Consider the following 14,882-nt stretch of genomic DNA (forward strand, 5'->3'; position numbering starts at 1 on the left):
AGCGGTGACCACCGACATCCGCACTCCCCTGGCCCGCTACGCCGACCGCCTGCACGCCGTGATCGGCGACGGGCACCACGTCGCCTCCCCGCTCGGCGCGTGGCTGCTGCTGGCGCTCGCCGCGCCGGCCGCCACCGGCCCGACCCGCGCGACGCTGGAGGAGGTGCTCGGCGTGGACGTGGAGACCGCCGCCACGGCCGCGGGCGCCCTGCTGGCGGCGCCGCATCCGCTGGTGCCCTCGGCGACCGCGACGTGGCACCGGCCCGGCGTCGAGACGGCCGGGCTCGACGGGTGGCGGGCGGGCCTGCCCGGGTCGACCGCGACCGGAGCGCTGCCCGACCAGGCCGGGCTCGACGCGTGGGCCCGCGAGCACACGCTCGGTCTCATCGAGGCGTTCCCGCTGACGGTCACGCCGCAGGTGCTGCTGGTCCTGGCCAGCGCCCTGGCCACCCGGGTCTCGTGGGCGGACCCGTTCGAGGTGGCGCCGGCCGACGCGCTCGGCTCCGGCAGCGCCTGGGCCGGCGGGCTGCGCCGGGCGCTGCGCAGCCCGGCGCACGGCCATCTCTGCTGGATCGCCGACACCGCGCGGGCCGGCACCGTCGCCGTGCACGCCGCCCCCGCCCAGCCCGCGCGGACCGCCGACGGCGCGGCCGGGCTGCTGGTGGTCTCGGTCGCCGCGGCACCCGACGTGCCGGCCGGTGACGTCCTCGCGGCGGCGCACGAGCTGGCGACGGCCGCGGCGGACACGCCGCAGGGCCACCTGCCGGCACGGCGGCGGTCCCTCTTCGACGTGCCGCTGGGCGAGAGCCCGCTGTGGACGCTGCGCGAGGAGCCGACCCGCACGCACGCGCCGGACGGCCGGGAGGAGCGGGCCACCGCCGTGCTGCCCTGCTGGTCGGCCCGCAGCCGGCACGAGCTGACCGCGCCCGGGCTGGGCTTCCCCGCCGTCGCGCGGGCGTTCGGGGAGCTGCTGGACGCGCCGGGGCTGGGGTTCGAGGCGGCCCAGGCGGCGATGGCCCGCTACGGTCGGTACGGCTTCGAGGCGGCGGCCGTCACCGGCTTCGCCGCGACGCTCAGCCTCCCGCCGGAGGGGGTGGCCCGGGTCGCGGAGCTGCGCTTCGGCCACCCGTACGCCGTGGTGGCGGTCGCCACCGACGACCGGGCCGACGGCGGGGGGCCCGGTCCGTGGCACGGGATGCCGGTCTTCTCCGCCTGGGTCGCCGACCCGGAGGAGCTGCCGGAGGCCGACGCCGCCGACCGCTACGAGGACGCCTGGCCCGGATCCGTCGCCGACCGTCACGAAGACGTCTAGCCCGGGCCGGGGGGCGACCGGCCTCAGGGGGTGTGCGGCTCGGCCATCGCGACGGCGATCTTGCGGGGGCCGGTGAACGGCTCCCGCCCGTGCGCGGCGGTCATGTTGTCCACCACGAGCACGTCGTCGCGCCGGTAGTCGAAGCGGACGCTGGCCGCCCGGTACGCGGCCCGCAGGTGGTCCACGACGTCGGCGGGGATCTCGCCGCCGTCGCCGTAGTAGGTGTTGGCCGGCAGCCCCTCGGTGCCGAACATGGCCAGCAGTCCCTCCTGGAGGTCCTTGGCCAGGGTGCTCACGTGGAAGAACGTGGCGTGGTTGAACCAGCGCGGGATGTCCGAGCCGGGGCGGTGGTGCACGGCGTCGCGCACCGCGCGGGTACGCAGCCCGTCGGCGCCCCGCCACTCCAGCTCGATCCGGTTCGCCGCCGCGTACGCCTCGACCTCTGCACGGTCGTCGGTGCCGAACACGTGCTGCCACGGGGTGCCGAAGTCGCCGTGGAAGTTGCGCACCAGCATCCAGCGGCGGCGGACGAACTCCTCCCGCACCGCCGGATCGATCTCGGCGTACACCCGGCGGACGTCGGCCAGCGGGGTGGCGCCCTGCGTCTGCGGCGGGGTGAGGCAGTAGAAGAACAACGTCAGCGGCCAGCGGGCCTGGTACGAGTTCTCGTTGTGCAGGAAGATCTCCTCGTCCGGCGGGTAGTCGGTCGAGGTGTAGACCCGGCCCGCGATGGCGTGCCGGGGCGACGAACGCTCGGTGTAGACCAGCGGCTCCCCGGACAACGCCCGCACCGCCCGGTCGAAGCCCTCGACGCCGCCCACGTCGAACCCGCGGAACAGCAGCCCGCCATGCTCCACCAGGCTCGCCCGCAGCTCCGCGCGGCGGGCGGCGATCAGCTCGGTCAACTCGCGGCCGTCGTGCTCGACGACCACCGGCAGCGTGGCGGTCCGGTCACTCATGCTCTCACTCCTGTCGTCGTCCGCCGTCGCCGCGGGCGGCCGCGGAACGGCGGGATGGCGGCCGTCCCGGCGGCCGTGGCGGTCGGCTCACCCGTGGTGCCGGGCGGCGGCGTCGGTGCGGGCGGCGGTGAGGTCCGCCCGGATCACGGCGAGCAGGTCGGGCAGCCGCTCGTTGAGGAAGAAGTGCCCACCGTCGATCTCGTGCAAGGTGAAGCCGGCGGCGCTGTGCTCCCGCCAACCGTCGCTGTGCTCCCGGCTGACGGTGTGGTCGCTGCGACCGCTGAACGCCACGATCGGCATCGGCAGCGGTTCCTCGGGGGTGTAGCGGTAGCCGTCCACCTGACCGAAGTCGGCGCGCAGCAGGGGCAGCAGCAGCTCGACCAGCTCGGGGTAGTCCCGCAGCCCGGCCGGCAGCCCGCCGCCGGCCTCCAGGCGGCGCAGCAGATCGTCGTCGTCGAGCCGGGACAGCCCGTCGAAGTGGCTGGGCGCGTGGACGTGCGGGGCGCGGGCGCCGCCGACGTAGAGCCGCAGCGGCAGTGGACGTCCGGCGCGGCGCAGCTCGCGGACGACCTCGAAGCCGACCCGGCCGCCCATCGAGTGGCCGTAGATCGCGTACGGGCCGCGGATCCGTCCGGCGATGGCGTACGCGACGTCGGCGGCCCGGAAGACCGGGTTCTCGCTGATCCGGTTCTCGCGGCCGGGCAGCTGCACCGGCAGCACCTCGACGTCGGGGCCGAGCCCGTCCTGCCAGAGCCGGAAGACGCTCGCGCCCCCGCCCGCGTAGGGCAGGCAGAACAGTTGGACCGGCGCAGGGTGCCAGCCGCCGGCGGAGAGGAACCAGGTCACCGCGTGCCTTTCGTCGAAGGGGCCGTTCCGGTGCCGCCGGCGCGGGAACGGGTGGCCGGCCCGGTACGCCGGGGGCGCCGTGGGGTGCGGCGTCCTCCGGTGCACGGCGGGCCGGCCGCGATCGGGCCGTCCGTGACGGTGCACGAACGGCCTCATGAACTGCCTATAGATTCACGATGGAAGCAGCATAAGGCTCGATGTCCGCTCCCGAAGATCCGCGTGACGTCCCGCCGCGACGCGGGCGCGGGCGGTGCGGGGACGGCCGGTCAGGCGTCGTCCGGCCGGGGGATCGGTTCGGTCATGCCGTCGAAGTCCCGGGGCAGCCGGGCCACCATGTCGCGGAACTCGTCGACGGTGACCGCCTCCCGCAGGGTGGCGAAGACGGCGCCGGTTCCCGCCCGGGCGGTGGCCTCGTCCACCCCGGCCCGCTCCCCCACCCGACGCACGAAGTCCGCCGGCCCGGGCGCGGCCGCCGGACCGTCGCCGGGACCGGACCCCGTGAGGTAGCCGTCCAGTTCGTCGGGGAGACGACCGGCCGGGCCGCCGCTCATCCGTTCCACCATGGTCTGCAGCACGGCGCGGGCGATCGTGGCGGCCCGGGCAGTGGGCAGTCCGGCGCGGCGGGACACCGCATCGACGAATAGGGGAAACCGCACGGCAGGCTCCTGTCGTCACCGGGCCCGCGCTTACCCGCCCCCGACGCCCGCAAACGGCCTTCCGGAGCGGACGTCGCCGCCGTACCGGGAGGCGGGGGACGCACGCAGGAGCGCCCCCGGACGCACGCCGCGCCGGTGTTCAGGGCGGTGGGCAGGCCGACCACCTCCCCGCCCCGTGGCGGTGGCCCGCCGCCACGGGCTGCGTCCCGACTCGCTCGGCACCGCCCACGATCCGGGCCCGGGTCGTGCGTCTGCTGCGGGAGCTGGTCCCGGCCGGCTGACCGGGGCGGGCCGGCTCAGCCGACGGGGACTGGCCGGTTCAGCCGGCCGGGTCGTCGGCCAGGACGTCGAGCAGCAGCGCGGCGGTCCAGCCGAACGCCGGCGAGCCCAGCCCGGCCCCGGTGTCCGGGTGGAAGTACTCGTGGCAGCCGGAGCGGGCCACCAGGTCGATCATCGAGTCGCGCAGTCCGGCCGCCAGGTCGGGGCGGCCGTGGCGCAGCAGCCCCCAGCGCACCAGCCAGTTCATGTTCATCCAGCTCGGCCCGCGCCAGTAGCGCAGCGGCTCGAAGTCCGGTGCGGTGCGGTCGTGGCTGGGCAGCGGCCGGTCCATCCGGGCGGCCAGCCCGAAGCGCGGCGAACACGCCTCGGCGACCAGCGCCGACACCTGCCGGGCGGGCAGGTCGGGCAGGACCAGCGGGGCCAGACCGAGCACCGTGCGGGCCGGCACGAGGCGGTCGGCGCGTAGGTCCCGGGGGTGGAAGGTGCCGGTCGTCGGGTCGTACAGCCGGCGCACCAGGGCCTCGGTGATCCGCGCGGAACGCTCGCGGTGCGGGCCGGGGTCGGCGCCGACGAGCGGCGCGATCCGGGCGAGGGCGTGCTCCGCGGCGCCCATCGCGGCGTTGACCAGGGGGCACTCCACCAGGAACGGGTGCCGGGCGGCGAGGTCGTCGTCGCGGTAGCGGCGCTCGCGGTAGGCCGCCACGATCGCGACGTAGCGCGCGTAGTCGAGGTCGGTGGGGCGGTGCGCGGCGTCGGCGTGCGCGGTGTCGTGCCGGCGGTACGCGCGCATGACGGCCGCGTCGGCGGGCACCGCCGCCATCGGCGCGTCCCAGGCGGGGCTGTTGTCCAGCCCGGACTCCCAGGGGTGCACGATGCTGGCCAGCCCGCCCCCGCCGACGTCCCGGCGGGTGGCGAGGTAGCGCTGCTGGGCCACCAGTCGGGGATAGAGCCGGCGCAGCGCGGCCCGCCCGGCCTCGGAGGGGAACCGCCGGTACGCCAGCCAGGCGGCGGGCGCGTGCACGGGCGGCTGGATCAGCCCCGAGGTGGCGGCGGCCGGGGCGCCCTCGGCGAGCGTCGAGTTCCAGAACTCCGGCCCGGGGAAGTACGAGCCGACGCGCAGCGCCGGGTTGAACACGATGTGCGGCACCCGGCCGTCGACCCACTGGGCTCGGAACAGGCTGGCCAGCTCGCGCCAGGCGCGGTCGGGGCGGACGTGGGACCAGCCGATCGCGATGAACGCCGAGTCCCAGCTCCACTGGTGCGGATAGAGGGTGCGCGAGGGCACCGTGTGGTCGTGCTCCCAGTTGGCGTCGAGGGTGGCGACGGCGAGGCGGCGCAGGGCCCCGGCGTCGCGGGCCCCGGGGTCGGCGGTGCCGGTGTGCGGGCCGCCGGCGGTCCCGGTGCTCATGCCGCCGCCTGCCGGGGCTGGGCGTGGCGCAGCACGGCGGCGGCCTGGTGCAGGGCGCGGACGGGGTCGCCGCGCAGCCGGCACTCCAGCGCCAGCCAGCCCCGGTAGTCGATCTCCAGCAGGGTGCGGACCAGCGCCGGCCAGTCGAGGTGGCCGGCGCCCGGCTGGTAGCGGTTGGAGTCGCTGACCTGCACGTGCCCGAGGTACGGCGCGGCGGCGCGCAGCGCCCGGTGCACGTCGTCCTCCTCGATGTTCATGTGGAAGGTGTCCGCCACCACCCGCACCGAGGGCAGCCCGACGGCCGCGCAGAGGGCGACCGCGTCGTCGAGCCGGTTGACCATGTGGTCCTCGTACCGGTTGAGCGGTTCCAGGAAGAGGGCGACCCCCTCGGCTCGGGCGTGCTCCCCCAGCTCGCCCAGGGCGTCGACGAGCACCTGCCGGTCGCCGGCCGACGAGCGGGGCGGCTCGAACGGCGGCAGCCGCCGGGAGAACATCCCCCAGGCCGCCGGGGTCATCGCCCCGACGCCGCCCACTTCGGCGATCACCGAGAGCTGGGAGCGCAGGTTGCGCACCGCGTCGCGGGACCGCTCGGGGTCGAAGTCGCCGATGAAGTGGTCCATCTCCACGCAGACGGTGGGCATGACCACCCCGGCCGCGCGGGCCCGGCGCAGCTCGGGCAGCCGGCGGGCGAGGCCGAGGTCGCCGGAGCCGCGCAGCTCGATCGCGTCGTAGCCGAGCGCGGTGGCGAGCGCGTACTTCTGGATCAGGTCGGTGCCCGGCAGGAGCTGCTCCTGACAGGCCAGGGGAATCGTCATCAGAACCTCAGCACCACTTGGAGGACGTCTGCGTCACCGCGGTCGAGCAGCGCCAGCGCGTCGGCCACCGCGCTCGCGTCGACGACGTGGCTCACCAGCGGCAGCGGGTCAACGCTGCCCTCGGCCACCAGGTCCATGAAGGTGTGTGCGACGCGGGCCCCGGTCCACCGGCCGGCCATGCCGGGCGCCGGGGTCGGCCCGGAGACCTGGGCCGCCACCAGCTGGATCCGGTTGTGGTGGAACTCCTCACCCAGGCCGAGCCCGTCGGCCTGTCCCTGGTAGAAGCCGGCGGCCACGACGCGGCCGGCGTGGGCGGTGGCGCGGATCGCCTCGTGCAGCGCCGGGTAGGCCCCGGACAGTTCCAGGCAGACGTCCGCGCCCCGGCCGGCGGTGGCCCGGCGCAGCACGGCCGCGGCCGACTCGACGCCCGCGTCGACGACGAGCCGGGCGCCGAGTCGGCCGGCGTGCGCCAGCCGGGCGGGCACCCGGTCGACGGCGACCACCCGCGCGCCGGAGAGGGCGGCGAGCCGGGTGGCGAGCAGCCCGATGACGCCCTGCCCGAAGACCGCGACCCAGTCGCCCAGGTGCAGGTCGCCGGCGAGCACCGCGGTGAGGGCGATCGCCCCGGGGCGGGCGAAGACCGCCGCGAGGGGATCCAGCCCGGCGGGCAGCGGATGCACCCCGTCGGCGGGCACGACGGCCTCGGCGCGGTGCCCCCAGATGCCCCAGACGACCTGCCCGGCCCGCCGGTCGGCCACGTCGGGCGCGACCTCGACGATCTCGCCGACCTCCTCGTAGCCGAAGCCCACCAGCGGGTACGGCACGGCGCTCTGCCGGGGCACGAACATCCGGCTGACGTCGTCCCAGTCCTTGCTCAGCCGGGGATTGCTGCCCCGGTAGAGGGTGAGCTCCGTGCCGGCCGAGATGCCGGAGTAGCAGGTGCGGATCCGGACCTGGCCGGGGCCGAGCGGGTCCGGGGGGCAGGGCTCGAGGCTGATGCGTCGGGGCCCGGCGAGTGAGACAACCCAGTTGACCATGAGTCACATCCCGGTAGCACTGGGCTCCAGTGTAGGCAAAAAATCGGTATATGTCTTGTAATTGATCAATCCAACGCGTTGAATCCCTTCTATACCCTTCGAGAGGAGTGCCATCGATGTCAGCACCTCCGATGCGGATACTCGCCGCGACACTGATCATGGCAGTCACCGGGGCCAGCCTGCTGGCCTGCGGCGACGAGGGATCCGACAGCAACAGCAAAAAGATCACCGTGTGGAGCCTGGAGGACGTGGCCGACCGGGTCACCGCCACCAAGGCGATCATCGCGGACTTCACCGCCAGCACCGGCATCGCCGTCGACCTGGTCACCGTCAACGAGGACCAGTTCCCCGCCCTGATCGCCTCCAGCGCCGCCGCCGGCGAACTGCCCGACGTGGTCGGCTCGGTGTCGCTCGCCGGCGTGCGCACCCTCGCCGGCAACGAGCTGCTGCACTCCTCGGCGAACGCGGAGGTCGTCGAGAAGCTCGGTCGGCAGACCTTCTCCCCGCGGGCCCTGGAGCTGACCGCCGACGACGGCAGGCAGCTCGCCGTGCCCAGCGACGGCTGGGGCCAGCTGCTCGTCTACCGCAAGGACCTCTTCGCCGCCGCCGGGCTGCCCGCCCCCGACACGTACGAGAGGATCGCCGCCGCCGCGACGAAGCTCAACACCGGCGGCGTCGCGGGCATCACCGCCGCCACCGCCCCCGGCGACGTGTTCACCCAGCAGACCTTCGAGCACCTGGCCCTGGCCAACAACTGCCAGCTCACCGACGACTCCGGGGCCGTCAAGCTGGACTCCCCGGAGTGCGTCGAGGCGTTCCGGTTCTACGGCGAGCTGATGCGCACCAGCTCGGTCAGGGGCGCACAGGACGTCGACACCACCCGGGCCACCTACTTCGCCGGCAAGGCGGCCATGCTGGTCTGGTCGCCGTTCATCCTCGACGAGCTGGCCGGCCTGCGCAACGACGCCAAGCCGACCTGCCCGCAGTGCCAGGCCGACCCGACGTTCCTCGCGAAGAACAGCGGCTTCGTCACCGCGATCAAGGGCCCGAACGGCGCCGAACCCGCCCAGTACGGCGAGATCAGCTCCTGGGCCGTGCTCGACGGCGCCGCCGCCGACCCGGCGCGGTCCTTCGTGGAGCACATGCTCGGCGACGGCTACCCGCGCTGGTTCGGCATGTCCCCCGAGGGGCGCTTCCCCGTCCGCAAGGGCACCGCCCAGGAGCCGGAGAAGTTCCTCACCGCCTGGAACACCAGTCAGGCCGGCGTCGACGCCAAGAAGCCGCTCGCCGAGGTCTACGGCGACGAGGTGCTGGCGGCCCTGCGCCGCAGCCCCGACACCTTCCAGCGCTGGGGCCTCACGCAGGGCCAGGGCAAGCTCGTCGGCGCGATCCTCGGCGAGCTGCCGGTGCCCAAGGCCCTGAACGACGTGGTCGCCGGCAAGACCGACGCCGCCGCGGCCGCCGGACGGGCGAAGAAGGACGTGGAGGCGATCAAGGCGGGCGTCAATTGACCACCGCCCCACCGGACACCGGCCGCTCCCCCGCCCGGGAGCGGCCGGCCCCGGCCCGCCGCCGCAGGCCACTGACCCTGCGCCGCCGCGAGTCCCGCGCCGGGCTCGCGCTGGTGGCCCCGACGCTGCTCGTCGTGGTCGCCGTGATCGGCATCCCCATCGTCTGGACCGTCGTGCTGGCCTTCCAGCGGGTACGCCTGGCCACGCTGCGGCGCACCGGGCTGTTCGGCGAGTTCACGATGGACAACGTCGAGCGGGTGCTCAACACCCCGGGCTTCGCCGACACCCTGTGGACCACGCTGGTCTACGCCGTGGCCAGCACCGCCGGCTCGATCGCGCTCGGCCTGGTGGCGGCGCTGGTCGTGCGCCGGCCGTTCCGGGGCCGCACCCTGGTGCGCGCGTCGATGCTGCTGCCGTACGTGGCGCCGGTGGTCGCGGTCACCTTCGTCTGGCAGGTGATGCTCGACCCGCAGCTCGGCATCGTCAACGACTGGGGCCGGCGGTTCCTCGGCTGGGACACCCCGGTGCCGTTCCTGTCCCAGGATTCGACCGCCCTGGCCACGGTCGTCGCCTTCGAGGCGTGGCGCTACTTCCCCTTCGCCTTCCTGTTCCTGCTCGCCCGGCTCCAGGCGGTGCCCGGTGAGCTGGAGGAGGCGGCCCGGGTCGACGGGGCCACGCCCAGCCAGCGGTTCCGGCACATCCTGCTGCCGCAGCTGCTGCCAGTGATCGGCCTGCTGGGCGTGCTGCGTTTCATCATGACGTTCAACAAGTTCGACGACGTCTACCTGCTCACCGGCGGGGCCGCCGGCACCGAGGTGGTCAGCGTCCGGGTCTACGAGTTCCTGACCGCGCGTACGGACATCGGCGCGGCGGCGGCGCAGGCGGTCGTGCTCGCCGTGGTGCTCATCGTGTTCGTGGTGGTGTACCTGCGCTTCTTCGGCGGACGGAGGGACGGCTGATGGACCGGGACCGGATCGAGACGGTGGGCCTGCGCTGGCTGCGCCGGCTGGTGATCGCCGCGTTCCTGCTGGTCACCGTCTTCCCCTTCTACTACATGCTGGTGCTCTCGGTGCGCCCCATCGAGCGGCTGCTGCTCGACCCCGGCTCGCTGGTGGTGGGCCTCGGCGAGCTGACCTTCGACACGTACGCCGAGGTGGTGAAGGCCGTCGACGACGGCGGCCAGGGTTTTCTCACCTTCATGCGCAACAGCGGCCTGGTCGCCGTCGCGGCGACGCTGCTGACGCTGGCCGTGGCGATCCCCGGGGCGTACGCGGTCGCCCGGCTGCGGTTCTTCGGCCGCCGGCAGGTCGACTTCCTCTTCCTGGCGGTCTACCTGTTCCCGTCGATCGTCATCGCCATCCCGCTCTTCGTGGTCTTCACCCGGGCCGGGCTGCGCGGCTCGCTGCTCGGCCTGGTGCTGGTCTACATCTCGCAGACCCTGCCGGTCTCGGTCTACATGCTGCGCAACTACTTCGAGACCATCCCGGTCAGCCTGGAGGAGTCGGCCGCGATCGACGGGGCCGGGCGGCTCGGCATCATCCGCCGGATCAGCCTCCCCCTCGCGGCGCCGTCCATCATGGCCGTCGCCCTGTACGACTTCATGATCGCCTGGAACGAGTTCCTGTTCGCCCTGCTGTTCCTGGTCGACAAGCCGCACCGGTGGACCGTGTCGCTGGGGCTGGCGCAGCTCTCGGACGGGGTCGAGGTGCCGAAGACGGTGCTGATGGCCGGCTCCGTGATCCTCACCCTGCCCATCGTGATCCTCTTCTTCGCCAGCGAGCGCCTGCTCACCGAGGGGCTCACCAGCGGCGCGGAGAAGGGCTGAGGCGGCGGGCGGGGTTGCCGCGCGCCGGACACGGACGGCCCCGCCGCCGCGCGGGCACCGGGGACCCGGATACGGTGGCGGCATGGGAAACCCGACCCGCTGGGAGACCGAGACCGGTCCGGAGCACTCGCAGTGGTACATCGACCGGTTCCGCCGGCTGGCCGCCGAGGGCGCCGACCTGGCCGGCGAGGCCCGGCTGCTGGACGCGATGGTCGCGCCCGGGTCCCGGATCCTCGACGCCGGCTGCGGCACCGGCCGGGTGGGCGCGGCGCTGGCCGCCCGGGGCCACACCGTGGTCGGGGTGGACGCCGACCCGGCGCTGGTCGAGGCCGCCGGCACCGACCACCCCGGCCCGCGCTGGCTGGTCGCCGACCTGGCCGAGCTGGACCTGGCGGCGGCCGGCGAGCCGGAGCCCTTCGACGCGGCGGTCCTGGCCGGCAACGTGCTGGCCTTCGTCGCCCCCGGCACCGAGCGGGAGGTGCTGCGCCGGGTCGCGGCCCACCTGCGCCCCGACGGCGTGCTGGCGGTCGGGTTCGGCACCGACCGGGGTTACCCGCTGGCCGGGTTCGACGCCGACGCGGTGGCCGCCGGCCTGCGGCTGGAGCACCGCTTCGCCACGTGGGACCTGCGGCCGTGGCGCGACGACGCCGACTTCGCCGTCACCGTGCTGCGCCGCCCCGCCGACTGAACCCGCGCCGGGGCCGGCCCGCTCAGGCGGGGGCGGCGACGACCCGCGCGGCGGCCGGGTCGAGCGTGGCGCCGGCGGGCACCAGGGCGACCAGGCTGGCCGGCAGCCGCACCGGTCGCACGTCGCGGTAGCCGAGCGTGCCGAGCACCTCGCCGCCGGCGAGGACGTAGCGCCGGCCCAGGTCGGTGACCACGGAGACCGCGCCGCCGGTCGCGCCGGGCGCCGCGACCGCCTCGACCACCGCGCCGCGGCCCGGCTCCACCACGACGTGGTCGGCGCGCACCCCGCCCCCGGCCGCCGGGGCGGTGCGGGGCGCGGCGGCGAGGTCGGGCAGCCGGACGCCGAGGCGGACCTCCGTGACGCCGCCGTCGTCGCCCACCCGGGCGCAGAGCCCCGCCCCGTCGGGGGCGGCCAGCCGGGGCGGCGCGGTCGGCGGGGCGGTGGGGCCCGCCAGGGCCAGGTCGGGCAGCTTGGGCAGCGCCGCGAACCGCCCGAGCGTGATCGGCTCCGGTTCGCCCTGGCCCGTGCGGGCGAGCAGCAGGCCGGCCTGCAACTCGGTGATGCCGGCCAGGCCGTCCCGCAGCGCGACGGCGTACTGCCGGCCGCCGCCGGAGTTGCGCACCAGGTAGACGTCACCGATGCGCGCCCCGGACACCCGCGCGGAGCGCTCCCCCTGGGCCGGCAGCGTCAGCGGGGCGAGGTCGGCGCCGACGGGCAGGCTGTTGAGCAGGGCCGGGGCCACCGGGACCGCGCGGGCCCGGGTGGCCGCCAGGGCGGCCAGCACCCGGTTGGGGTCGCGCAGCAAGTAGCGGCGCTGGTGCCAGACCAGGTGCAGCCCGCCGTCGGGGTGGCGCAGCAGCAGCGCGTCCTCGCCCAGGGCCCGGCCCCCGCCCGTGGTCACGCCGATCAGCAGGGCCGAGCGGGGCACCGACCGGTCGGCCTCGGCGGCGACGGAGCAGACCGTCCACGGCGCGGTGGAGAGGCGGCCCCTGGCGGGCAGCGAGTCGGGGGCGTCGGCGATGCCCAGCGGCAGCCCGCGCGGCACCCCATCGATGGCGCGACGGGAGACGAGCACCGTCTTCGGCCATTCCGCGCCGATGATCAGCAGGGCCGACGCGTAGTTGAGCACCGGGTGCAGCTTCTCCTCCCGGTAGACGAACCGGGCGCCGGACTCCTTCTCCACGATCACGGCGCCCGGGTCGCGCCACGTGCTGCCGCCGCCGGTGAAGAGGCCGTAGAGGGCGAATCCGCCCAGGCCGATGGCCGCGACCAGCACGCTGGCCAGGGCGGCGCCGGCCAGCCGCCGGAACGGCGACTGCGCCGGGTCGGTCTCCCGCATCACCAGGGCGGCGACCGCCCGCTGGACGGTGAACTGGTACGAGTGCAGCTGGTCCTGCCGCGACGGCATCGCATCCCTTCCGGTGGGCGGTCGGGGCACAGGATAAGCGTTGCGTCGATGCCCCGAGGACCCTGCGTCGCGGCGACCGCCCGCGGCGCCGGGATTCCCGGCGGACTTCCGCGGCGGTGCGGCGAGGATCACCGTGCGGACGCGGACGCCTCCCGCCCGGGGAGATAGCATGGGCACGTACGGGTACCCCCCGGGGTATGCCGAAGAGGACGAGGAGGTGCGCGGTGAAGCTTCGACCGGAGATGACCAGCGAGGCGCTGACCCGCCTGAAGCGGGCCCGGGGCCAGCTCAACGCGGTCATCGAGATGATGGAGACCGGCCAGGACTGCCGCGAGGCGCTGACCCAGCTCGCGGCGGTGTCGAAGGCGATCGACCGGGCCGGCTTCAAGATCATTGCCTCCGGCATGCGGCACTGCACCGCCGCCCGCGAGCGGGGGGACTCCCCGGAGATGACCGAGGAGGAGCTGGAGAAGCTCTTCCTCGCCCTCGCCTGACCGCCACCGAAAGAAGCGCACCCGCGCACGTTGCGTGACAGCGACGTGTGCGGGTAGACAGATTGCACACGTCAGCACCCCCGACGTGTGCCCGCCATATACCCCCCGGGGTATTTGATCCCACAAGGAGCACGGCAATGGCAGTTGAGGTGTCCGTCATCGCGACGTCCTCGCTCGGCGACCGCAGCTACCTGGCCTCCGACGGCACGGTGGCGATCGTGGTCGACCCGCAGCGCGACATCGACCGGATCCTGTACCTCGCGGGTGAGAAGGGCGTACGCGTCACGCATGTGGTGGAGACCCACATCCACAACGACTACGTCTCCGGTGGCCTGGAACTGGCCCGGCTGACCGGTGCCCGCTACCTCGTCGGCGCCGACGACGAGGTCGGGTTCGACCGCACGCCCGTCGCCGACGGCGACACGGTGCCCGTCTCCGACGCGCTGCGGCTGCGGGTGCTCGCCACGCCGGGGCACACCTTCCACCACCTGTCGTACGTGCTCGACGAGGCCGACGACGCCGGCTGGCGCCCGGTCGGCGTGTTCACCGGCGGCTCGCTGCTCTTCGGCACCACCGGCCGCACCGACCTGCTCGGCGAGCAGCACGCCCACGAGCTCGCCCACCACCAGCACGCCTCGGCCAGGCGCCTGGCCGACCTGCTGCCCGACGGCGCCGAGGTGTGGCCCACCCACGGCTTCGGCAGCTTCTGCTCGGCCGGCCAGTCGGACGCGCCCGAGTCGACCATCGGCCGGGAGAAGCGGGCGAACCCCGTGCTGCGGCTGGCCGCCGACGAGTTCGTCACCGAGACCCTCGCCGGGCTGGACGCCTACCCGGCGTACTACGCCCACATGGGCGTGGCGAACCTCGCCGGTCCGGCGCCGGTGGACCTCACCCCGGTCGCCCGCGCCGACGCCGCCGGGCTGCGCGAGCGGATCGCCGACGGCCAGTGGGTCGTCGACCTGCGCCACCGCAAGGCGTACGCCACGTCGCACCTGGCGGGCACGGTCGCCCTCGGGCTCGACGGCCCGATGTCGACCTGGCTCGGCTGGCTCATCGACTGGGGCGCGCCGCTCACCCTGCTGGCGGAGACCGAGGAACAGGTCGCCGACGCCCAGCGCGAACTGGTCCGCATCGGCATCGACCGCCCGGCCGCCCGGGCCACCGGCGACCCCGGGCAGTGGGCCGCCGAGCCGGGACAGCTCCGCGAGCTGCGGATGGCCGACTTCCCCGCGCTGGCCGCCGCCCGGGCCGGCGACACCCCGGCGGGGCTGCCCGCCCCGGACGTCGTGCTCGACGTCCGGATGACCAACGAGTGGACCGACGGCCACGTCGAGGGCGCCGTGCACATCCCCCTGCCCGACCTGCCCGGACGCCTCGCCGAGGTGCCCGCCGGCGCCGTCTGGGTGCACTGCGGCTCCGGGTACCGGGCGACCGCCGCCGCGTCGCTGCTGGCCAACGCGGGCCGCGAGGTCGTCGTCATCGACGACAGGTTCGGCCGCGCCGAGGCCGCCGGGGTCGCCATGAGCCGCGACGACGCCTGACCGACCCCGCACCGCCGGTCCCCTTCCGTACGCGCTGGGCCGCCACCGGTCGTCCGCACGGCGACACGCGCCCGCCGCCGCCGAACGACACCGATCGACGGCG

14 protein-coding genes are annotated in these 14,882 nt (G+C 75.1%); 7 read left to right on the forward strand and 7 right to left on the reverse strand.

Annotation, left to right across the window (positions count from 1 at the left end; all coding sequences use genetic code 11):
- The first annotated feature begins 4 nt into the window (after positions 1-4).
- On the forward strand, positions 5-1,312 hold the full coding sequence (locus AB0G08_RS16055) for a hypothetical protein (RefSeq protein ID WP_358087897.1): 1,308 nt from the start codon (positions 5-7) through the stop codon (positions 1,310-1,312).
- A gap of 23 nt (positions 1,313-1,335) precedes the next feature.
- Here the strand turns inward: AB0G08_RS16055 and AB0G08_RS16060 are convergent, their stop codons facing one another.
- The 6 genes from AB0G08_RS16060 to AB0G08_RS16085 all read right to left on the reverse strand — a co-directional run bounded on the left by AB0G08_RS16060 (position 1,336) and on the right by AB0G08_RS16085 (position 7,312).
- Complete coding sequence (locus AB0G08_RS16060; protein WP_358087900.1) at positions 1,336-2,271, reverse strand: TauD/TfdA family dioxygenase; 936 nt, start codon at positions 2,269-2,271, stop codon at positions 1,336-1,338.
- An 87-nt stretch (positions 2,272-2,358) separates the two neighbouring features.
- Complete coding sequence (locus AB0G08_RS16065; RefSeq protein WP_358087903.1) at positions 2,359-3,117, reverse strand: alpha/beta fold hydrolase; 759 nt, start codon at positions 3,115-3,117, stop codon at positions 2,359-2,361.
- Positions 3,118-3,383: 266 nt separating this feature from the next.
- Positions 3,384-3,773, reverse strand: coding sequence for a DUF2267 domain-containing protein (locus AB0G08_RS16070; RefSeq protein ID WP_358087906.1), 390 nt, complete (start codon positions 3,771-3,773; stop codon positions 3,384-3,386).
- 319 nt (positions 3,774-4,092) lie between these two features.
- Positions 4,093-5,460, reverse strand: a complete 1,368-nt coding sequence (locus AB0G08_RS16075; RefSeq protein WP_358087908.1) for a hypothetical protein — start codon at positions 5,458-5,460, stop codon at positions 4,093-4,095.
- Positions 5,457-6,275 carry a sugar phosphate isomerase/epimerase family protein gene (locus tag AB0G08_RS16080; RefSeq protein WP_358087911.1) on the reverse strand — a complete coding sequence of 273 codons (819 nt, stop codon included), beginning with the start codon at positions 6,273-6,275 and terminating at the stop codon, positions 5,457-5,459. The genes AB0G08_RS16075 and AB0G08_RS16080 overlap by 4 nt, the downstream gene beginning before the upstream one ends.
- Positions 6,275-7,312, reverse strand: coding sequence for a zinc-binding alcohol dehydrogenase (locus AB0G08_RS16085; protein ID WP_358087914.1), 1,038 nt, complete (start codon positions 7,310-7,312; stop codon positions 6,275-6,277). Before AB0G08_RS16085 ends, AB0G08_RS16080 begins: the two co-directional genes overlap by 1 nt.
- 116 nt (positions 7,313-7,428) lie before the next feature.
- Here AB0G08_RS16085 and AB0G08_RS16090 point away from each other — a divergent pair, with 116 nt between their 5' ends.
- The 4 genes from AB0G08_RS16090 (at position 7,429) to AB0G08_RS16105 (ending at position 11,336) form a co-directional block, all read left to right on the forward strand.
- Entirely contained in the window at positions 7,429-8,823 is a 1,395-nt protein-coding gene (locus AB0G08_RS16090) for an extracellular solute-binding protein (protein ID WP_358087917.1), read from the forward strand.
- Complete coding sequence (locus tag AB0G08_RS16095; protein WP_358087920.1) at positions 8,820-9,782, forward strand: sugar ABC transporter permease; 963 nt, start codon at positions 8,820-8,822, stop codon at positions 9,780-9,782. Before AB0G08_RS16090 ends, AB0G08_RS16095 begins: the two co-directional genes overlap by 4 nt.
- Positions 9,782-10,648 (forward strand): carbohydrate ABC transporter permease, encoded by an 867-nt coding sequence (locus tag AB0G08_RS16100; protein WP_358087923.1) that lies wholly within the window; start codon positions 9,782-9,784, stop codon positions 10,646-10,648. The genes AB0G08_RS16095 and AB0G08_RS16100 overlap by 1 nt, the downstream gene beginning before the upstream one ends.
- Positions 10,649-10,730: 82 nt before the next feature.
- A complete protein-coding gene (locus AB0G08_RS16105; protein WP_358087926.1) occupies positions 10,731-11,336 on the forward strand; it encodes a class I SAM-dependent methyltransferase in 606 nt (201 codons plus the stop codon).
- A 22-nt stretch (positions 11,337-11,358) separates the two neighbouring features.
- On the opposite strand, the gene eccB is transcribed toward AB0G08_RS16105, so the two are convergent.
- Positions 11,359-12,744, reverse strand: a complete 1,386-nt coding sequence (gene eccB / locus AB0G08_RS16110) for a type VII secretion protein EccB (RefSeq protein ID WP_358087928.1) — start codon at positions 12,742-12,744, stop codon at positions 11,359-11,361.
- A gap of 224 nt (positions 12,745-12,968) precedes the next feature.
- Between eccB and AB0G08_RS16115 the strand changes: the two genes are divergently transcribed.
- Together AB0G08_RS16115 and AB0G08_RS16120 are read left to right on the forward strand one after the other, a co-directional pair.
- Positions 12,969-13,238 carry a metal-sensitive transcriptional regulator gene (locus AB0G08_RS16115; RefSeq protein WP_089000744.1) on the forward strand — a complete coding sequence of 90 codons (270 nt, stop codon included), beginning with the start codon at positions 12,969-12,971 and terminating at the stop codon, positions 13,236-13,238.
- 137 nt (positions 13,239-13,375) lie between these two features.
- Positions 13,376-14,779, forward strand: coding sequence for an MBL fold metallo-hydrolase (locus tag AB0G08_RS16120; protein ID WP_358087931.1), 1,404 nt, complete (start codon positions 13,376-13,378; stop codon positions 14,777-14,779).
- Positions 14,780-14,882 lie beyond the last annotated feature (103 nt).

This window comes from Micromonospora sp. NPDC023644 (assembly GCF_040640115.1).
GTDB lineage: Bacteria > Actinomycetota > Actinomycetes > Mycobacteriales > Micromonosporaceae > Micromonospora.